The sequence below is a fragment of the Streptomyces griseus subsp. griseus genome, from assembly GCF_000720255.1.
GTDB classification, from domain to species: domain Bacteria; phylum Actinomycetota; class Actinomycetes; order Streptomycetales; family Streptomycetaceae; genus Streptomyces; species Streptomyces griseus_I.
The window spans coordinates 1-19768 of record NZ_JOJE01000037.1; the positions used below are offsets into that span (position 1 = coordinate 1).

General features: G+C 72.4%; 16 protein-coding genes and 1 pseudogene. 5 read left to right on the top strand and 12 right to left on the bottom strand.

Annotated features, from left to right (window positions below; all coding sequences use genetic code 11):
- The first annotated feature begins 537 nt into the window (after positions 1-537).
- Positions 538-1563 (top strand): tryptophan--tRNA ligase, encoded by a 1026-nt coding sequence (gene trpS / locus IG99_RS34315; RefSeq protein ID WP_037681210.1) that lies wholly within the window; start codon positions 538-540, stop codon positions 1561-1563.
- On the opposite strand, the gene IG99_RS34320 is transcribed toward trpS, so the two are convergent.
- Positions 1503-2510 (bottom strand): GlxA family transcriptional regulator, encoded by a 1008-nt coding sequence (locus IG99_RS34320; RefSeq protein WP_037681058.1) that lies wholly within the window; start codon positions 2508-2510, stop codon positions 1503-1505. The genes trpS and IG99_RS34320 overlap by 61 nt on opposite strands.
- A gap of 75 nt (positions 2511-2585) precedes the next feature.
- Between IG99_RS34320 and IG99_RS34325 the strand changes: the two genes are divergently transcribed.
- Positions 2586-3173: a cysteine hydrolase family protein gene (locus IG99_RS34325; protein WP_037681062.1), complete on the top strand. Its 588-nt coding sequence runs from the start codon at positions 2586-2588 to the stop codon at positions 3171-3173.
- A 16-nt stretch (positions 3174-3189) separates the two neighbouring features.
- On the opposite strand, the gene proC is transcribed toward IG99_RS34325, so the two are convergent.
- The 3 genes from proC to IG99_RS34340 form a co-directional block, all read right to left on the bottom strand.
- A complete protein-coding gene (gene proC / locus IG99_RS34330; protein WP_037681064.1) occupies positions 3190-4002 on the bottom strand; it encodes a pyrroline-5-carboxylate reductase in 813 nt (270 codons plus the stop codon).
- 83 nt (positions 4003-4085) lie between these two features.
- Positions 4086-4865: an ABC transporter permease gene (locus IG99_RS34335; RefSeq protein ID WP_037681067.1), complete on the bottom strand. Its 780-nt coding sequence runs from the start codon at positions 4863-4865 to the stop codon at positions 4086-4088.
- Positions 4862-5716, bottom strand: coding sequence for an ABC transporter ATP-binding protein (locus tag IG99_RS34340; RefSeq protein ID WP_037681071.1), 855 nt, complete (start codon positions 5714-5716; stop codon positions 4862-4864). Before IG99_RS34340 ends, IG99_RS34335 begins: the two co-directional genes overlap by 4 nt.
- Positions 5717-6119: 403 nt before the next feature.
- Here IG99_RS34340 and IG99_RS34345 point away from each other — a divergent pair.
- Positions 6120-6428 (top strand): annotated as a pseudogene (locus tag IG99_RS34345) (SulP family inorganic anion transporter); the annotation flags it as partial.
- Positions 6429-6482: 54 nt separating this feature from the next.
- Here IG99_RS34345 and IG99_RS34350 read toward each other — a convergent pair.
- The 3 genes from IG99_RS34350 to IG99_RS34360 form a co-directional block, all read right to left on the bottom strand.
- Positions 6483-7256: a class I SAM-dependent methyltransferase gene (locus tag IG99_RS34350; protein ID WP_037681075.1), complete on the bottom strand. Its 774-nt coding sequence runs from the start codon at positions 7254-7256 to the stop codon at positions 6483-6485.
- A gap of 522 nt (positions 7257-7778) precedes the next feature.
- Positions 7779-8294 carry a hypothetical protein gene (locus IG99_RS34355; RefSeq protein WP_037681079.1) on the bottom strand — a complete coding sequence of 172 codons (516 nt, stop codon included), beginning with the start codon at positions 8292-8294 and terminating at the stop codon, positions 7779-7781.
- Positions 8295-8842: 548 nt separating this feature from the next.
- Positions 8843-9163 (bottom strand): SH3 domain-containing protein, encoded by a 321-nt coding sequence (locus IG99_RS34360; protein ID WP_037681082.1) that lies wholly within the window; start codon positions 9161-9163, stop codon positions 8843-8845.
- A 181-nt stretch (positions 9164-9344) separates the two neighbouring features.
- Between IG99_RS34360 and IG99_RS34365 the strand changes: the two genes are divergently transcribed.
- Positions 9345-11480: a serine/threonine-protein kinase gene (locus tag IG99_RS34365; protein ID WP_037681085.1), complete on the top strand. Its 2136-nt coding sequence runs from the start codon at positions 9345-9347 to the stop codon at positions 11478-11480.
- 128 nt (positions 11481-11608) lie between these two features.
- Here the strand turns inward: IG99_RS34365 and ilvD are convergent, their stop codons facing one another.
- From ilvD to IG99_RS34385, 4 genes are all read right to left on the bottom strand, one after another.
- Positions 11609-13462 carry a dihydroxy-acid dehydratase gene (gene ilvD / locus IG99_RS34370; RefSeq protein ID WP_037681088.1) on the bottom strand — a complete coding sequence of 618 codons (1854 nt, stop codon included), beginning with the start codon at positions 13460-13462 and terminating at the stop codon, positions 11609-11611.
- 125 nt (positions 13463-13587) lie between these two features.
- The gene (locus tag IG99_RS34375; RefSeq protein WP_037681091.1) at positions 13588-14193 is read right to left on the bottom strand and encodes a TetR/AcrR family transcriptional regulator; all 606 of its coding nucleotides are present in this window, start codon (positions 14191-14193) and stop codon (positions 13588-13590) included.
- Entirely contained in the window at positions 14190-15020 is an 831-nt protein-coding gene (locus tag IG99_RS34380) for a sugar phosphate isomerase/epimerase family protein (RefSeq protein WP_037681095.1), read from the bottom strand. Before IG99_RS34380 ends, IG99_RS34375 begins: the two co-directional genes overlap by 4 nt.
- Positions 15021-15679: 659 nt before the next feature.
- Positions 15680-16678 (bottom strand): Ppx/GppA family phosphatase, encoded by a 999-nt coding sequence (locus IG99_RS34385; protein ID WP_234312057.1) that lies wholly within the window; start codon positions 16676-16678, stop codon positions 15680-15682.
- Positions 16679-16761: 83 nt separating this feature from the next.
- On the opposite strand from IG99_RS34385, the gene IG99_RS34390 reads away from it, so the two are divergent.
- Positions 16762-17640 carry a hypothetical protein gene (locus tag IG99_RS34390; protein WP_037681099.1) on the top strand — a complete coding sequence of 293 codons (879 nt, stop codon included), beginning with the start codon at positions 16762-16764 and terminating at the stop codon, positions 17638-17640.
- 225 nt (positions 17641-17865) lie between these two features.
- On the opposite strand, the gene IG99_RS34395 is transcribed toward IG99_RS34390, so the two are convergent.
- A complete protein-coding gene (locus IG99_RS34395) occupies positions 17866-19566 on the bottom strand; it encodes a BACON domain-containing protein (protein WP_037681101.1) in 1701 nt (566 codons plus the stop codon).
- Between the last annotated feature and the right edge of the window lie 202 nt (positions 19567-19768).

Here is a 19768-nt window from a genome sequence, read left to right on the forward strand (position 1 = left end):
GCGTTTCCCTTTCCGGCGCTTCCGACTCTATCAGATCCTTTCGGTCCTGATTCCCAGTCAGAGGGGGGTTGTCTTCCCGGCCGTTGGGCCGTTCCGACGAGTGAGACTTTAGCGGATTCCCTGCTCCCGAAGCCAATCGGGGGCTGCGTCCTTTCGAACGCGGATTCCTCATTCCGTGAATACGCACGCAATCAGACGACGACAGACAGACAGACGACTGTTCGTCACATGATGGTTGGTACTTGCGGAGTGGCTGTCCGGGGACCGACCGGAGTCGGCGCTCACGTCGGACAACCCGGAGAACACTACGTATGGGGGTGGGACGTGTCAACTCCCGGGCGGGCGGCACCCTCCGGGCGTACTGTGGGGGTCATGACTACGCGTACGTGCACCCAGCTGTGGTGGGCCGCCTGACGGCGGCCGGACTCACGTATGCAGGAAACGGCCGCCGCTTCGGCGGCCGTTGTTGTTTCTCCCTCAGCAGCACCAGGGGGTCGGCCGGCCGGGCGGCGGCCTCGACCAGGAGGTGGAGTGGAGATGAAGCGGGTCTTCAGCGGGATCAAGCCGACGGGGCATCTGACGCTGGGGAATTATCTGGGGGCCATGCGGCGGTGGGCCGCGGTCGATCAGCATCAGGCGGACGCGCTGTTCTGCGTCGTCGACCTGCACGCGCTGACCGTGGACCACGATCCGGCGCGGGTGCGCAGGCTCAGTCGGCAGACGGCGACGTTGTTGCTCGCGGCGGGGCTGGATCCGGAGTTGTGCACGGTGTTCGTCCAGAGCCATGTCGACGAACACACACGGTTGTCGTACGTGCTGGAGTGCGTGGCGACCGACGGTGAGATGCGGCGGATGATCCAGTACAAGGAGAAGGCCGCGCGGGAGCGGGCCCGGGGTGGGAGTGTGCGGCTGTCGTTGCTGACGTACCCCGTGCTGATGGCGGCGGACATCCTGGCGTACGGCAGTGACGAGGTGCCGGTCGGGGACGACCAGGTGCAGCACGTGGAGCTGACGCGGGATCTGGCGGTGCGGTTCAACCAACGGTACGGGCACACGTTCGTGGTGCCTCGGGCGACGCGTCCGGGGGTGGCGGCGCGGGTGATGAATCTGCAGGACCCGACGTCGAAGATGGGCAAGAGCGATGACGTGGGCCCTGGGGTCGTCTATTTGCTGGATGAGCCGGACGTGGTGCGGAAGAAGGTCATGCGGGCCGTCACCGACAGCGGGCAGGACGTGGTGTACGACCGGGAGACGCAGCCGGGGCTCGCGAATCTGCTGGAGATTCTGGCTGCCTGTACGGGTGGGGAGCCTGAGGAGCTGAGCGGGGCGTACGCGTCGTACGGCGATCTGAAGAAGGACACCGCCGAGGCCGTGATCGAGACGCTCCGGCCACTGCGGGAGCGGCACCGCGAGTTGTGTGCGGATCCCTCCTATGTCGAGGGGGTGTTGGCGGCGGGTGCCGGGAAGGCTCGGGCGATGGCGCGGCCCGTCGTGGATGCCGCCTATCGCGCGATCGGGCTGCTGCCGCCGGTGGTGGAGCCGGTGCTGAACGCGGCCCGGTAGACGCGCGGGCTGGTGGCGAGGCGCGAGGCGAAGTGCTGGCGCATCGTGACCTCGCTGCCGAAACCTGCGCGGCGGGCGACCTCGGGCATGGGGAGGTCAGTGCGTTCGAGGAGCTTCTGGGCCGCGGCGAGGCGCTGGTCCAGAAGCCAGCGCAGGGGGGTCGTGCCGGTGGCGGCGGTGAAGTGGCGGGCGAAGGAGCGCGGGGACATGCCCGCGTGGGCGGCCAGGTCGCCGACCGTGAGGGGTTCGTGGAGGTGGCGCAGGGCGTGTTCGCGTACGGCGGCGAGGGCGTCGGCGTCACGGTCGGCGTGTGGGGTCGGGTGTTCGATGAACTGGGCCTGGGTGCCGGTGCGGAACGGGGCCGTGACCATCGAGCGGGCGATGGTGGCGGCCGCCTCGGCGCCGTGGGCGCGGCGCACGAGGTGGAGGCAGAGGTCGATGCCGGCCGCGGTGCCGGCGGCCGTCCAGATGTTGTGGTCCTCGATGAAGAGGGCGTCGGGGACGACGTTGACCTGGGGGTGGTGGGCGCGCAGGCGGTCGATGAGGTTCCAGTGGGTGATGGCTCGGCGTCCGTCGAGGAGGCCGGCCTGGGCGAGGGTGAAGGCGCCGCCGCAGAGGGCGGCGATGGTGGTGCCGCGGGCGTGGGCGCGGCGGAGGGCGTCGAGGACGAGGGCGGGTGCCGGGGTGAGGTGGTCGTCGAGGCCGGGGACGACGACGAGGTCGGCCTTCGCAAGCCAGGTGAGGGCGCGGTCGGGGAGGAGAGCGAGGCCGCCGCGCATGGGGATGGGGGTGGTGGTGTCGGCGGCGACCCTGCGCAGGTCGAAGGCGGGTGCGCCGCGGTCGGTGCGGTCGGTGCGGTCGGTTCCCCAGACCTCGGTGATGACGGAGACGTCGAAGGCGCGGATGCCGGGGAAGGCGACGAGGGCGACTCGGTACGCGGGCTCCATGAGTGGCAGTAAACCATCGATCGCTGTCTTTTGACCCCCTGGGGTGGGGGTGGCCGCGGCGGCAGGATCGTGGGCATGGAGATCGCGGAGAACGCAGCGCTGGTGGTCGTGGACGTACAGAAGGGCTTCGAGGAGCCGGCCTTCTGGGGGACGCGCAACAATCCCGGGGCCGATGAGAACATCGCCGCCCTCATCGACGTATGGCAGGCGACGGGGCGGCCGGTCGTCTTCGTGCGGCACGACTCGCCGAAGCCGCAGTCGCCGTTGCGGCGGGGGTACGAGGGGAACGACTTCAAGGAGTACGTGGAGCAGCGGCGCGGGAAGGGCGCGGGGCCGGAGCTGTTCCTCACGAAGACCGTGAACTCGGCGTTTCTGGGGACGCCGGATCTGGGGGCCTGGCTGAAGGCGGAGGGGATCTCGCAGTTCGTGCTCGCCGGGATCCAGACCAACATGTGCGTGGAGACGACCGCGCGGATGGGCGGGAACCTGGGGTTCGACGTGGTGGTCGCGTTCGACGCCACGTACACGTTCGACCTGCGGGGTCCGTTCGGCTGGCGGCGGAGTGCGGAGGAGATCGCGCAGGCTTCCGCGGTGTCCCTGCACGGGGGCGGGTTCGCGCGGGTGGTGACGACGGAGGAGGTCGTGGGCGCGGCGGGCGTCTGACCGCGCCCGGCGGGCTTCAGTCCTTCTTGCCGGAGGCCAGCGCGCGGCTGCGGTCGCGGGCGGCTTCGAGGGCGGCGATGAGGGCGGCTCGTACGCCGTGGTTCTCGAGTTCGCGGATGGCGTTGATGGTGGTGCCGGCGGGCGAGGTGACGTTCTCGCGGAGCTTGACCGGGTGTTCGCCGCTGTCGCGGAGCATCGTCGCGGCGCCGATGGCGGACTGGACGATCAGGTCGTGGGCCTTGTCGCGGGGCAGGCCGAGCAGGATGCCGGCGTCCGTCATGGCTTCGACCAGGTAGAAGAAGTACGCCGGGCCGGAGCCGGAGAGGGCGGTGCAGGCGTCCTGCTGGGACTCGGGGACGCGGAGTGTCTTGCCGACGGCGCCGAAGATCTCCTCGGCGTGGGCGAGGTGGTCGGCGGTGGCGTGGGTGCCGGCTGAGATGACGGACATCGCCTCGTCCACGAGGGCGGGGGTGTTCGTCATGACGCGGACGACCGGAGTGCCGGCGGCGAGGCGCTCCTCGAAGAAGGCGGTGGGGATGCCTGCCGCGCCGCTGATGACCAGGCGGTCGGCGGGGACGTGCGGGGCGAGTTCGTCGAGGAGGGTGCCCATGTCCTGCGGCTTGACCGTGAGGATCAGGGTGTCGGCGGTCTTGGCGGCTTCCGCGTTGGTGACCGGGGTGACTCCGTAGCGGGCGCGGAGCTCTTCGGCCCGTTCGGGGCGGCGGGCGGTGACGAGGAGGTCGGCGGGGGGCCAGCCGCCGCGGAGCATGCCGCTGAGGAGGGCTTCGCCGATCTTTCCGGTGCCGAGGACTGCGACTTTCTGGGTCATGTGGTTCATCCTCGCACCGGGGGTGGGGGTGCGGGGTGGGTGTCCGGTGGGCGGAAAGCGGGGGTGGGCGCCGGCTGGGTGGCTCAGGGGGTGCGCCTCCTCAGGGTTGCCGCTCCCAGGCCCAGGACCAGGAGGGCACAGCCCGCGACGATCAGGGTGTCCCGTACGAATGTCGCCGTCATGTCCGTGTGGTGCAGGACCTCGTTCATGCCGTCCACGGCGTAGGACATGGGGAGGACGTCGGAGATGGTCTCGAGTACGGGGTGCATGTTGTCGCGGGGGGTGAAGAGGCCGCAGAGGAGGAGTTGGGGGAAGATCACGGCCGGCATGAACTGGACGGCCTGGAACTCCGAGGCGGCGAAGGCGGAGACGAAGAGGCCGAGGGCGGTGCCGAGGAGGGCGTCGAGGAGGGCCACCAGGAGCAGGAGCCAGGCGCTGCCCGTGACGTCGAGGCCCAGGAGCCGGACGGCGAGGCCGGTGGCCAGGGCCGACTGGACGATGGCGAGGGCGCCGAAGGCGAGGGCGTAGCCGGCGATGAGGTCGCCCTTGCCGAGGGGCATGGCGAGGAGGCGTTCGAGGGTGCCCGAGGTGCGTTCGCGCAGGGTGGCGATGGACGTGACCAGGAACATCGTGATGAGCGGGAAGATCCCGAGGAGCGAGGCCCCGATGCTGTCGAACGTGCGGGGGCTGCCGTCGAAGACGTAGCGGAGCAGGAGCAGCATCACGCAGGGGATCAGGATCATCATCGCGATGGTGCGCGGGTCGTGGCGGAGCTGGCGCAGGACGCGGGCTGCGGTTGCGGTGGTGCGGGAGGCGTTCAGGCCCCTGGTCGGGGCTGTGGCGGTGGTGGGGGCGGCGGTCATGGGGTCGTCTCCTTCTCGCGGGCGGTCTCGGCCGCCTGGTCGACCAGGTGCAGGAAGGCCGCCTCGACCGTGTCGGCGCCGGTGCGGCCGCGCAGGGCCTCGGGGGTGCCGTCGGCGAGGATCTCGCCCTGGCGCATGAGGAGGAGGCGGTGGCAGCGCTCGGCCTCGTCCATGACGTGGGACGAGACGAGGAGGGTCGCTCCGCGGGTGGTGGCGATGTCGTGGAAGAGGTTCCAGAGGTCGCGGCGGAGGACGGGGTCGAGGCCGACGGTGGGTTCGTCGAGGACGAGCAGTTCGGGGGCGCCGAGGAGGGCGACGGCGAGGGAGACGCGGTTGCGCTGGCCGCCGGAGAGGTTTCCGGCGAGGGCGTCGGCATGGCTGGTGAGGTCGACGTCGGCGATGGCTCGGGTGACGTCCTCGGCGCGGCGGTCGGCGGCCGCGCGTCCCGGGTCGAGGATCGCTGCGAAGTAGTCCAGGTTCTGGCGGACCGTCAGGTCGTCGTAGACGGAGGGGGCCTGGGTCACGTAGCCGATGCGGGTGCGGAGCGCGGGGTGGCCGGCGGGGCGGCCGAGGACGTCGAGGGTGCCGGCGACCTTGGCCTGGGTGCCGACGACGGAGCGCATGAGGGTGCTCTTGCCGCAGCCCGAGGGGCCGAGGAGGCCGGTGATCTGGCCGCGCGGGACGGTGAAGTCGAGGCGGTGCAGGACGGTGCGGGGGCCGCGGACGACGGTGAGGTTCTCGGCGTGTACGGCGGCGGGTTCCGGGGGCTCCGGGGCTGGGGTGGAGGGGCTGGAGGAGCTGGAGGGCTCGGGTGAGTGACCGGGTGAGTGCGCGGGAGAATAATTCATCATGTGATGAATAATGAGCCGGGGGCGGGGTGCCGTCAAGGGGCACCGCACATGGGTGCGCGTGGTGGCGCGCGGTCGCGCGTGCGTGGTGGCGCGCGGTCGCGCGTGCGTGGTGGCGCGCGGTCGCGCGTGCGTGGTGCGTGCGGTGGTGCGTGCCGTGGTGCGTGCCGTGGTGCGTGCCGTGGTGCGTGCCGTGGTGCGTGCGGTGGTGCGTGAAGTGGCGCAGGCGCGTGGCGGGGCGATCGGAAGGGGCGCGTCCGGATCGGATGCTTCCGCCTTCCGAGAACGACGGTGCACAACCGCTGTGCCGGGGGCGGCTGTTGCCGACAATGGATTTCACTTCGCCGTGCCTTCCACCGGTCCGGCGCCCACGCATCTCCCGTCCTTCACCGGAGGTGCTGCTGTCATGCGCTGTGCCGTACGCAAGGCCGATCTGTCCGCTTCCCTCGTCGTCTTCCTCGTCGCGCTGCCGTTGTGCGTGGGCGTCGCCGTGGCGTCCGGCGTGCCCGCCGAACTGGGGCTGGTCACCGGGATCGTCGGCGGGCTGGTCGCCGGGGCGTTGCCCGGAAGCAGCCTGCAGGTGAGCGGTCCCGCGGCGGGGCTGACCGTGCTGGTCCTCGAGGCCGTGCGGGCGTACGGCCCGGGGGCCCTCGGGGTGCTGGTGTGCGCGGCCGGGCTGGTGCAGCTCGGGCTGGGCGCGCTGCGGCTCGGGCGGTGATTCCGGGCCGTGTCGGTGGCCGTCGTGCAGGGGATGGCGTCAGGGTGGGTGTCAGGGCGTGGCGACGATCAGCAGGACGTCGTAGACCTCCTCGACCATGCCGTCGGGGAAGACCTCCAGCAGGTGCTCGCGCTCGCGGGCGAGGAAGGCGTTCGTCGCCCCCTCGCCCTGCACCAGGAAGATCGAGTGGCTGCCTATGTTGGCGAGGTGGGTGTCGAGGGGGACCGTGCGGCTCCAGCGGACGACACGCTTGGCGTGGGCGGGGGCGGCCGGGGCGCCTCGGAACGCGGTTTCCGAGCGGATGTCGGACGCGCCCTGCTGGTTCTTGTACTCGCCGCCGAAGTGGTCGCGCACGCGGTCCGCCTGCTCGGAGAGCCAAGGGACGTCGGCCGGGCCCGTGTTCCACCACAGCGCCAGCGCGCCTCCCGGCCGCAGCACGCGCTGGGCCTCCGGCACCGAGCGGGCCGGGTCGGTCCAGTGCCAAGCCTGGGCGTAGGTGAGGAAGTCGACGGAGTCGGTGGCGAGTGGGAGGGCGTTGCCGTCGCCGCGGACGAGCGGTACCCGCGGGAGCGTGCAGTGCAGTTGGGCCGCCATACCGTCACCGGGCTCCACGGCGATCACGTCGGCGCCGCGGGCGTGCAACAGGGCTGTCGCGATGCCCGTACCGGCGCCGATGTCCCCGACGCGGGCGCCTTCGAGGGGACGGCCGGCCAGGTCCTCGATCGCGTCGAAGAGGGCGGAGGGGTACGAGGGGCGGTTCGCGGCGTACTGCGCTGCGGCGGCGTTGAAGGAGTGGGCTCGGGTGGAGTGGGAGGTGGCCGTCATAGGGCCATGGTGGCGCGGGTCGGAGACAGGGAGGGTGGGATTTCGGTGAGAAGACGGGGAGTTCGGCGGTGGCCTGCGGCCCGCTGGAGCGGGAGGTGGGGCAATGGCATGGGCGCCGGGTAGTGGGTGGCATGGGGCCCCGGCAGTGGTGCGGGGGCCGGGCCGGGTAGGGGCGCGGGCGCGGCGGAGCGGCGGCACGGGGCCGGGACGGTGGGGCGGACGTTGGGTGGCGGCACGGAGGCCGGGACAGTGCCCTGGGGCGGAGGTCGGGGCCCAGGTGCGGGCGCCGGAGCAACGGCGCCGGGGCGGGGAAAGTCGAGCCGGGACAGTTGGGCGGGCGTCGGGGTGATGGCGCGGGCGGAGACAGCCGCGTCAGGGCCGGGGCGCGGGTGTGGGTGCGGGCCCCGCAGCTAGGGCACGGGGCCGGGACAGTCGCGCAAGGCCGGGACAAGTCGCGCCAAGGCCGGGACAGTAGCCAGGGCGTCGGCTTCATGCGGCGGCGGGTCCGGGCGGCCGGGAGGCTTATGACCGGCGGCGCTTCTTCGAAGGGTTGCCCGAGCGGCGGGTGGTGCGGCGTTCGTGGTGCTTGCGCGCTGTCTCGTACTCCACCCGATGCAGCTTCTCGCCGGGGGCCTCGGTGAGGGAGCGGACGAAGTGGGCGAGGAGCGCGCCGACGAAGCCGATGGCGAGCAGGCCGCGCAGGGAGGCCTGGCGGTCGGGGTCGGGGCGCTTGCTGAAGCCGCCCCAGGTGTGGCCGAAGGCGAGGGCGCTGCAGACGGCGAACATCACTACGACGAGGAGCGTGACGAAGCTGCCGGTGTCGGCGATGCGCAGGCCGTCGAAGGCGAGGCGCAGGACGACGCAGGAGGCGACGGCCGCGGCGAGGGAGCCGACGGCCACGCCGATCCGGCGGGCGGTGTAGCCGTTGTCGTGGTTCACCCAGGTGGTGCCGAAGAAGCGCAGGGGCTCGGGGCGGGGACCGGTGGGGTCGGCCGCGGGGACTGCGAGGGTGCCCGGGGTGTCGGTTTCGTCGCTCACGGCTCGATTATGGCTCCGGTGTGCGAGCCGTTGCGCGGGGCCTCCCGGGCCGACCAGGAAGGCCCGTCCGGGGCCGGCCCGGAAGGCCTGTCCCGGGCCGACCAGGAAGGCCTGTCCCGGACCGGCCCTGGGGACGCCCGCAGGACGCCCAGGAGCCGAACCGAAGTGCCCGGAGCGAACCCGGGTTCCCGGGAGCCGACTCGAAATGCCCGGGGGCAAACCCCGGACCCCATGGAGTCGACCCCGGATGCCCAAGGTCGCCCCCTGAATACCCGGGGGCCCATCGGGAGGTCCGAGGCCGACCCTGAATACCCGGGGCAACCCTCGGACCTCATGATGTCGCCCCCGACGCCCAGGGCCGCCCCAAAATGCCCGGACCAGCCCGAGGCGCCGGGGACCAGCCCAAGGCGCCAGGGACCAGCCCAAGGCGCCAGGGACCAGCCCAAGGCGCCAGGGACCAGCCCAAGGCGCCCCGGAGACGACACGAGGTGCCTGCCCAGGGGGCAACCCGGCCCCCCGCCCCGGGCGTCCGCCTCCCCCGAGCCTCGTCAGCCGCAGCGTGACGCCACGTAGCCGTCGCTGCCCGTCTTCACGTACGCGTCGGAGACGAACTCGCCGTTGCCGATGTTGTCCCAGATGTTCGACGTGCCGTACGGGCCGGCGACCGTCGTGCCCGGGGTCTGGCAGTAGATCGGGACGTAGGCACCCTCGGCGAGGGTGCGGACGATGCCGTAGGCGGTGCCGGGGCCGCTGCGGACGTTGAGGCGGACGCCGGGGGCCACCGGGTAGGAGCGGACGGCCGTCGTCACTCCCTCGGTCCCGTCCTTCTCCGCGCTCTGGTCTCTTTCTTCCACGTGCTCGACAGACATGCGATCTCCCCCCGTTGAACCCATGATCGTCATGGGATCCCGTTGACTCCCCAGAAAGGCGACATGAAACACATGTACGCAACTCGTACACGGAGGCTAGCAAGCCGCCTCTGTCTCGTACGAGTCATCGACTAGGCTCCGTGCGTCGCGCGCGCGGACAGAACAGCACGGGGGTGGTCCCATGGCGCCACGGCAGGACACCGGAGCGGGCGCGGAAGCGGAACTTCCCGAGTACGCCGGGCACTACCGTCTGGACTCGTGTCTGGGCTCCGGTGGCATGGGGATCGTCCATCTGGCCCGGAGCACCTCGGGCCTGAAGCTCGCGGTGAAGGTCGTACACGCCCAGTTCGCCAAGGACCCCGAGTTCAGAGGGCGGTTCCGGCAGGAGGTGGGCGCCGCGCGGAGGGTCAGCGGGGCCTTCACGGCACCCGTCGTCGATGCCGACCCGGAGGCCGAGCGGCCCTGGATGGCCACCCTGTTCATCCCGGGCCCGACCCTTTCCGAGCATGTGAAGCGGAACGGCCCCATGACGCCCGCCCAGTTGCGCCGGCTGATGGCCGGGCTCGCCGAGGCGCTGCGGGACATCCACCGGGTCGGGGTCGTCCACCGGGATCTGAAGCCCAGCAACGTGCTGCTCGCCGACGACGGGCCGAAGGTCATCGACTTCGGTATCTCGCGGCCCAAGGACAGCGAACTGCGCACGGAGACCGGGAAGCTGATCGGCACTCCGCCCTTCATGGCGCCCGAGCAGTTCCGGCGGCCGCGGGAGGTCGGGCCGGCCGCCGACGTCTTCGCGCTCGGCTCGGTGCTGGTGCACGCGGCGACGGGACGCGGGCCGTTCGACTCCGACAGCCCGTACGTCGTCGCCTACCAGGTGGTGCACGACGATCCGGACCTCACCGGCATCCCGGAGAGCCTCGCTCCGCTGGTGCTGCGCTGTCTCGCCAAGGAGCCCGAGGACCGGCCCACACCGGACGAGTTGATGCGCGAGCTGCGGTCGGTGGCGGCGTCGTACGACACCCAGTCGTTCATTCCGGAGCAGAGGTCCGTCCTGGACGAGCGGCCCGGCGAGGCCGTGGTCAAGGTCGAGGTGCCGGGGCCGCCCGAGCCGCCCGAGTTCGAGGCGCGGCGCAGGGGTTCCGTGGGGTGGCTGCGCCGCAGGGCGGTGCTCGTCGCCGGTGCCGTGGTGCTGGTCGTGGGCGGTGTGCTCGGCTCGGTGCACTGGTTCGGCAGCGAGGACAGCATGCCGAAACCGGCGGCGCCCCGAGCCGTGGCGGCCGCGTTCCAGGCATGGGAGGCGAAGCCGGCCTCCGCGACCGCCGGTGTGCGGCAGTGTTCCTACGGCGCCGGGAAGCTGCTGTGCGCGCAGCCCGGGCTGGTCTTCGCGCTCGATCCGGCCGACGGTTCCCTGCTGTGGAAGCACACCGCCGACACGTCCCGCTGGGGCGGGCCGCCGGTCGTGGCGGGCGGGCTCGTCCAGGCGTCGGCGGACCACGGACGGCGGCTGGAGGCGCTCGACCCGGCGTCGGGCGAGCCGCGGTGGCAGCGGAAGGTGCCCGAGTACGGCCTGCTCCAGCCGGCCGGTGGCATGCTCCTGCTGCGCGGCGCCGACGGGACCGTCACCGGCGTGGACGGTGCCTCGGGCGACACGAAGTGGAAGCGGTCCCTGCCCGGGCAGAGCAGGCCGACGCTGTCCTCCTTCGTCGGCGACCCGCTGGCGTACGCCACGAGCGACACCGCCGACGGGACGCGCACGCGGGTCACCGCCCTTGACCCGGCCACCGGGAAGGCGCGGTGGCAGACGCTGCTCAAGGGGACGCTCCAGCCGATCGGGGCACACGACGGGTCGGTGTTCTTCCTGTCCGTCGACAACGTCTACAGCCGTGCGCAGGCCGTCGTGCGCTACACCCCCGCGACGAAGGCCTCCCGCCGGGCGAAACTGCCGGTCCCACGCCAGAGCGCGCAGGCGAGTGTGCACGGGAACGTGGCGCACATCCTGGGGAACGGCGGCTCGCTGGAGGCCGTCGACGTCGACTCGGGCAAGCGGCTGTGGATCCTGGAGACGTCAGTGAGCCGCGGTTCCGCCCCGGTCGCCGACAACGCCCATGTGTACGTCACGGCGGCCGACGGGCGGCTGCTCGCCGTGGACGCCCGCACCGGCCGGCTCGTCGGGCAGACACCACCCCGCCTGGGCACCGGCGCCGGCGGGATCGCGGCCACACTGCCCGTGCCGGTGCTCAACGGCGGCCGCGTCTTCGCGAGCGCCCCCGACGGCACGGTGTTCGGCGTGGACGCGCGCGACCCGGCGGGGTGGTGACAGGCCACGAGCGAGGCGCGCGAGCGAGGCCCACGAGCGGTGGCCCCGGGCACGGTGCCACGCGCGCGTGAGGGCCGCCCCCCCAGCAGGGGCGGCCCTCAGTGGCACATACGGTGGCCCAGCGGGGCTCAGCCGAGCTTGCTGACGTCGCGCACCGCGCCCTTGTCCGCGCTGGTGGCCATCGCGGCGTAGGCGCGCAGGGCCGCGGAGACCTTGCGGTCGCGGTTCTTCGGGGCGTAGACGCCGCCCAGCGCCTCCTCGCGGCGGGCCAGTTCGGCATCGTCGACGAGCAGCTCGATCGTGCGGCCCGGGATGTCGATGCGGATGCGGTCGCCGTCCTCGACGAGGGCGATGGTGCCGCCGCCGGCCGCCTCGGGGGAGGCGTGGCCGATGGAGAGGCCGGAGGTGCCGCCGGAGAAGCGGCCGTCCGTGACCAGCGCGCACGCCTTGCCCAGGCCGCGCCCCTTCAGGTACGAGGTCGGGTAGAGCATCTCCTGCATGCCGGGGCCGCCCTTGGGGCCCTCGTAGCGGATGACGACGACGTCGCCCTCCTTGATCTCCTGGGTGAGGATCTTCTGGACGGCTTCTTCCTGCGACTCACAGACGACCGCCGGGCCCTCGAAGGTCCAGATCGACTCGTCGACGCCGGCCGTCTTGACCACGCAGCCGTCGACGGCGAGGTTGCCCTTGAGGACGGCGAGGCCGCCGTCCTTGGAGTACGCGTGCTCGACGGAGCGGATGCAGCCGCCCTCGGCGTCCTCGTCGAGGGCCTCCCAGCGCTCGGACTGGGAGAAGGCCTCGGCGGAGCGGACGCAGCCCGGGGCCGCGTGCCACAGTTCGACCGCCTCGGGGGACGGGGAGCCGCCGCGCACGTCCCACGTCTTCAGCCAGTCGGCCAGGGACGGGCTGTGGACGGAGTGCACGTCCTCGTTGAGCAGGCCCCCGCGGTGCAGCTCGCCGAGGAGGGCGGGGATGCCGCCGGCGCGGTGCACGTCCTCCATGTAGTACGTGCGGTTCTTCGCGACGTTCGGCGCGACCTTGGCCAGGCAGGGAACCCGGCGGGAGACCGTGTCGATCTCGTTGAGTCCGAAGGGGACGCCCGCCTCCTGGGCGGCGGCCAGCAGGTGCAGGATCGTGTTGGTCGAGCCGCCCATGGCGATGTCCAGGGCCATGGCGTTCTCGAAGGCGGCGAAGGTGGCGACGGAGCGCGGCAGGACCGTCTCGTCGTCCTCCTCGTAGTAGCGGCGGGTGATGTCCATGACCGTGTTGGCCGCGTCGACGTAGAGCTGCTTGCGCGCGGTGTGGGTGGCCAGGACCGAGCCGTTGCCGGGGAGGGAGAGGCCGATGGCCTCGGTGAGGCAGTTCATCGAGTTGGCGGTGAACATGCCGGAACACGAGCCGCAGGTCGGACAGGCGTTCTCCTCGATACGGAGGATGTCCTCGTCCGAGATCTTGTCGTTCACGGCGTCGGAGATCGCGTCGACCAGGTCGAGCGTGCGGACCGTGCCGTCGACCAGCGTGGCCCGGCCGGACTCCATCGGGCCGCCGGAGACGAAGACCGTGGGGATGTTCAGGCGCAGGGCCGCGTTGAGCATGCCCGGGGTGATCTTGTCGCAGTTGGAGATGCAGATCAGGGCGTCGGCGCAGTGGGCCTCGACCATGTACTCGACGCTGTCCGCGATCAGGTCGCGGGAGGGCAGGGAGTAGAGCATGCCGCCGTGGCCCATCGCGATGCCGTCGTCGACGGCGATCGTGTTGAACTCACGCGGGATGCCGCCGGCCTCGACGATCGCCTCGCTGACGATCCGGCCGACCGGCTGGAGGTGGGTGTGGCCCGGGACGAACTCGGTGAAGCTGTTGGCGACCGCGATGATCGGCTTTCGGCCGATGTCCGCACCGGGTACACCGGAGGCGCGCATAAGGGCGCGGGCGCCCGCCATGTTGCGGCCGTGGGTGACTGTGCGGGACCTCAGCTCGGGCATCGTCGCTCGCTCCTTCAGAGACTGCGATCAGAGAGACTTCTGACTGCTAACGAGCGTACGCCGGTCATCCAGGGGTCGGGACGGGCTGTCCGGAATGCGGGACGCATGTCTCGGGAAACCGGGGCTCACGGCGCCGTGAGGTGCCCCTGGACCACGGGCGCCACCCGGGCGACGATCTGCTCGAGGTCCGCCGACGCCAGCGGCTCCACCTTGATCACGTAGCGCAGCATCGCGCACCCCACGAGCTGCGCGGCCGCGAGCTCGGCGCGCAGTTCCGCGTCCGGCAGGTCGAGCTGGGCGGCGACACGGCGCAGCAGCTGGGTGGCGACCAGGCGGCGGAAGACGGCGGCGGCGGTGTCGTTGTTGACCGCGGACCTGAGGATCGCCAGCAGGGGCTTACGGCTGGTGGGGTTCTCCCAGATGCCGAGGACGAAGCGGGTGAACCGCTCTCCTACCCCGTCCAGCGGGCCGTCGGCGATCGCCTCGGGCGCGTTCAGGGCGGGCGCGAAGGCGACCTCGACGGCCGCCTCGAAGACCTGCTCCTTGGTGCCGAAGTAGTGGTGGACCAGCGCGGAGTCCACGCCGGCCGCCTTGGCGATGCCGCGCACGGACGTCTTGTCGTAGCCCCGCTCGGAGAACTCCTCGCGTGCCGAGGCGAGGATGCGGTCGCGGGTGTCGGCGGCCTCCGTACGCGGGGGGCGGCCGCGGCGCCGGGCGGTGGCCCCGGTCATCGCCGGGGCACCTTCGCTCCGGCGGCCAGGTGCCGGCGGGCGAAGGCCAGGGCCTCGGCGAGGTCGGCCTCGCGCTCCGCGCCCGACATGGCGCGCCGGGTGTTGACCTCGATGACGACGTGACCGTCGAAACCCGTCACGGCGAGACGTTCCAGCAGTTCGGCGCAGGGCTGGTTGCCGCGGCCGGGCACGAGGTGCTCGTCCTTGGCCGACCCCTTGCCGTCCGCGAGGTGGACGTGGCCGAGGCGGTCCCCCATGCGGTCGACCATCTGGAGTGCGTCGCTGCGGGCCGTGGAGGAATGGCTGAGGTCGATCGTGAAGTGCCGGTAGTCGTCCTTCGTCACGTCCCAGTCGGGGGCGTAGGCGAGCATCTCGCGGTCGCGGTAGCGCCAGGGGTACATGTTCTCGACGGCGAACCGTACGTCCGTCTCGTTGGCCATCCGCCAGATTCCGGCGACGAAGTCGCGCGCGTACTGCCGCTGCCAGCGGAACGGCGGGTGCACGACGACCGTGGACGCGCCGAGCTTCTCGGCCGCCGAGCGGGCGCGCTGGAGCTTGACCCAGGGGTCGGTGGACCAGACGCGCTGGGTGATGAGCAGGCAGGGGGCGTGCACGGCCAGGATCGGGACCTGGTGGTAGTCGCTGAGTCTGCGCAGCGCGTCGATGTCCTGGCTGACGGGGTCGTTCCACACCATGATCTCGACGCCGTCGTAGCCCAGGCGCGCGGCGATCTCGAAGGCCGTCGCCGTCGACTCCGGATAGACGGAAGCCGTCGAGAGGGCGACCTTCGCATCCGGGATCCGGACCACGTCCCTTGGTTCTGCCACGAGGGACAGCGTACGGGGTGGGGCCGGGGTGGGGCCGGGCTTCCGTGCGCCGTTGTGGCCCGTCGCACACGCCTTCCGGCCACCGGGGCTCTTCACCGGACGCACGGATGACGGCGGACGCAAGGACGTGTGGGGCCGCGCTCGGCATGTACCCCGCAGGACGGACGATCACCGTGAACGCGCCGGGCGCCTCCACGGACACGTACTGCGGTCGCCGAAGGTGAACGGTGGGACGAGCGACCGCGCGTGGCTGCCGGAGTCCTTCGTCGCCCACGGCGGCGGCGCCGGCTGCTCGGCGAAGGCGCCGGCCGACCTGAAGGCCGCCCCCCGGTGCGACGGTGACCGGCGGGGACTTCGGCTTCACCTGGCCGACGGTGCGTTCCGGCGGTCCCGGACAACATGGCCGTCGGCCGGTTCGGCTTCACCTGGCCGACGGTGCGTTCCGGCGGTCCCGGACAACATGGCCGTCGGCCGGTTCGGCTTCACCTGGCCCACGGTGCATTCCGGCGGTCCCGGACAACATGGCCGTCGGCCGGTTCGGCTTCACCTGGCCCACGGTGCGTTCCGGCGGTCCCGGACAACATGGCCGTCGGCCGGGATGACCGGTCCTGGTGGCCCCCACGGCCCCGCGGGGGCCACCGGATCGCGCAGGTCACGAGTCAAGGGCGCGGAACCGCTTCGATGTGCGGCTCCGCGTCCCTGAGGTGGCCATGCCCGTGAGGTGGCTGCACCGAGCCCATGTGATCGAGGCGGCGCAGGATCACGCCCTCGCGCAGGGCCCAGGGACAGATCTCCAGCACCTCGACGCCGAAGAGGTCCATCGCGCCCTCGGCCACCAGCGCGCCCGCCAGGAGTTGGCCCGCGCGGCCCTCGGAGACGCCGGGGAGCTCGGCGCGCTGGGCGGTCGTCATGGCGGACAGACGCGGCACCCAGGCCTCCAGGGACTCCCGCTTGAGGTCGCGCTGAACGTAGAGGCCCTCGGTCGAGCGGGCGGCGCCGGCGAGGCGTGCGAGCTGCTTGAACGTCTTGGACGTGGCCACGACATGGTCGGGGGCGCCGAAGCGGCTGAACTCACCGACGGTACGGGCGATCTCCGCGCGCGCGTGCCGACGCAGGGCCCGTATGTCCTCGGGGTCGGGCGGATCGCCGGGCAGCCACCCGGCCGTGAGCCGGCCCGCGCCCAGAGGTAGGGAGACCGCGGCGTCGGGCTCCTCGTCGATGCCGTAGGCGATCTCCAGGGAGCCGCCGCCGATGTCCAGGACGAGCAGCTTGCCGGCCGACCAGCCGAACCAGCGGCGGGCGGCGAGAAAGGTGAGCCGGGCCTCCTCCGCGCCGGTGAGCACCTGGAGCTCGACGCCGGTCTCGTCCTGCACGCGCGCGAGGACGTCGTCGGCGTTGCTGGCCTCGCGCACGGCGGAGGTCGCGAACGGCAGCAGGTCCTCGACACCCTTGTCCTCGGCGGCCTGGAGGGCCTCGTGGACGACGGAGACCAGTTTGTCGACCCCCTCGGGGCCTATGGCCCCGTCGCCGTCGAGGAGTTGGGCAAGGCGCAGTTCCGCCTTGTGCGAGTGCGCGGGCAGCGGACGTGCGCCGGGGTGTGCGTCCACCACCAGCAGGTGCACAGTGTTCGATCCCACGTCGAGGACACCGAGTCTCATGTAGGGCACGCTACTGCCAGCTGCGGGATCTTCCGCCCCCGGAGCGGTGCCGGGACGGGCCTCGGGCGACTTACCCTGGACGGGTGCCAAAGACGAAAAAGGCGAAGCCCGACAAATCCATCGACGGTTCTTCGCAGGGGAAGCCGGCGAAGTCACCGAAGGCGTCGAAGGTGTCGAAGAAGGCCCTGGCAGCGGACGAGAAGGGCCTCGACTTCGCGCGCGCGTGGGTGGAGTTCCCGGATCCGGCGGACGAAGAGCAGGTCTTCCGCTGCGATCTGACATGGCTGACCTCTCGGTGGAACTGCATCTTCGGAAGCGGCTGCCAGGGCATCCAGGCGGGCCGCGCCGACGACGGCTGCTGCACGTTGGGCGCCCACTTCTCCGACGAGGACGACGAGAAGCGGGTCGCCGAGCATGTGGCGCGACTCACTCCGGACATCTGGCAGCACCACGACGAGGGCACGGAGAACGGCTGGACCTCGGAGGACGACGAGGGCTCCCGGCAGACCCGCCCGTTCAACGGCTCCTGCATCTTCCAGAACCGGCCCGGGTTCGCGGGCGGTGCCGGCTGCTCGCTGCACATCCTGGCGCTGCGGGAGGGCCGCGAGCCGCTGGAGACCAAGCCGGACGTGTGCTGGCAGCTGCCGATCCGGCGTACGTACGACTGGATCGACCGGCCCGACGACACGCGCGTGCTCCAGGTGTCGATCGGCGAGTACGACCGGCGTGGCTGGGGCCCCGGCGGCCATGACCTCCACTGGTGGTGCACCTCGGCGACCTCGGCGCACGGCGCCGGCGACCCGGTGTACGTGTCCTACCGCCCCGAACTGACCGAACTGATGGGCAAGGCCGGCTACGACCGCCTCGTGGAACTGTGCGAGGCCCGCCTGGCAGCCCAGCTGCCGCTGGTCGCACCCCACCCGGCGGATCCGGCGGATCCGACGGGGACTGCGGGAGCGTAGGGCCGACGGCCGGGGGTGTGCGGAGGGGGTATTCGGTCCCGCGGCGGAACGCGGCGGCTCCGCGGCGCCGACCGCGCTCCAGGGGCAGGTCACAGTGTTCGCCCGCCCCCTCCCGGCCGGCCACCGACGGACTCGAGACACCACTCTCCCCGAGCGCGGGCATCGAAACCCGGGCGAAGGCGTCGTGGGCCCCCGCCCCGGGGCTGAGCGCCCGGCCCCTTCCCCTCAGCCACCCGACGGGCTGGGCGCGTCGCTGCTCCCCGGTGACGGGTCCGGGGCCTCCGTGGGAGGCGGGGTCGAGGCGTCGGCGGTGGGCTCCGGGGACTGGGGTGTGGTCGTCGGAGTGGGGTCCGGGGTGGGCGGGGTCGTGGGGGTGGGTTCCGGGTGGGGCGGGCCTTCGGGCGGTGTGGGGTGGGGGTCGGAGGGGCCGGGGGCCGTGCCGTAGCCCTCGATGGAGACGACCGCGCCCGCCGGGGCGATCGCGACGCGCGCGCTCCAGTGCCCGGAGGGCTCCCGCAGCGAGTCGACGTACACCTTGATCGTCAACGATTCGCCGGGCCGGAGGGTTCCGGAGGACCGGCTCAGGTAGAGCCAGGCCGCCGCGGTGGACGCCGACCAGCGGACCGGGGCGTCACCGCTCGCGGTCAGGGTGATCAGCGTGGTGTCGCCGCTGTTGCCGGCCTCCACCGCCAGATGGCCCGCCCCGTGCGCGGCGGCCCCCGGGGCGCTGATGACCTCCACGGAGACGTCGGGCTGGCCGCTCTTGACGGGACGGCGACCGCGCTGAGTGCTGGCGTTGCCGGCGTTCTCGTACCCGCCCGCCGTCTCGCCGTCCAGGCTGTCGGGGCCCTGAAGCTCGCTCGCGCTGGCCGGACGGCTTTCCGCGCCCTCGGCGGTCGGCGTGCCCCGGTACGCGGCCCAGAGCGCGAGCACCGGCGCCGCGACGACGGTGGCCACGACGGTCGTCGTGACGGCACGCGCGCGTAGCCGGTCTCTCCGCGCGACGCGGTCCTTGGGGTCGATCGGGAAACCGCGCCGGTCGAAGCGGGGCACGGCGACGCCCCGCGCGCGCGGATGGTGTGCCAGGGCGACGTGCAGCGCCGCGCGGGGCGCTTCCAGGACGGGCAGCTCGGCGGGCGTGACGGTGGCGCCGGGCCAGCGGCCCGGGACCGCGCGCTCGGCGGTACGGCGGCAGCGCGGACAGTCGTCGACGTGCCGGACCAGCTCGCGGCGCAGGGCGGAGCCGAGCACCAGTTGGTTGTCGCCGGCGAGACGGGCCACGCTCGGACAGGTGCCGGTCTCGACCACCGCGAGGGCGGCGCGGGTGCGCTCGACCTCGCAGGCCGCGGCCGCGAGCAGGTCGCGGGCGGCGGCGAGGTCCATGCCGAGGACGGCGGCGACCTCGTGGGCGGCGAGATGGTGGCGCACCGCGAGTTCGAGCGCCTCGCGCTGCTCGGGTGTCGTCCCCGCGGCCTCCGGCCAGGCGAGCTGGGCGAGTTCGCGCCGCCGCTCCTCCTGGGCCTCCTCGGAGACGGGCGGCCCCGCGGGCTGCGCGGTACGCGACCGGCGGGTGCCGTGGCGCCCCGCCGCGTGCGTGGCCTGACGTTTCTGCTTGGCCTCGGCCAGCTTGCGCAGGCACGCCCAGCGGGCCAGCGCGTACAGCCAGGCCCTGCGGTCGCCGGCGGCCTCCGGGACGCGCTGCCCGCGCCGCTCGGCGAGCGCGAGGACGTCACCGAGGACCGCGGTCGCCGCGTCGTGGTCGCACAGGACGGACAGGCAGTACGTGAACAGGCCGTCCAAATACGGCTCGTAGCGCGCGGGCGGCCGCTGGACCACCGTGCGCGCCGCCCCGCGATCGCGCGCCTCACGCTGCGCACGGTGCGCGCCGGTGGTGCGGGTCGAAATCTCCGGACTGCTGTTCATCACCCGTGCGACCGTAGGTGGCCGGAGATGCCCCCATCTCGCCCCTTGAGCACATTTAATTCGTACGGGTGAAACGATCCCTCAAAAGGGGAGCGGAACGGTTTACTCCGCGGCTCGCGCCTGATGGGGACGTCAGGCGGGTGTCCGCCGGCGCCAGGCGGGTGTCCGGGCAGGCAGTGCTGCGGCTCCCGCGTTGTCAGTGGTG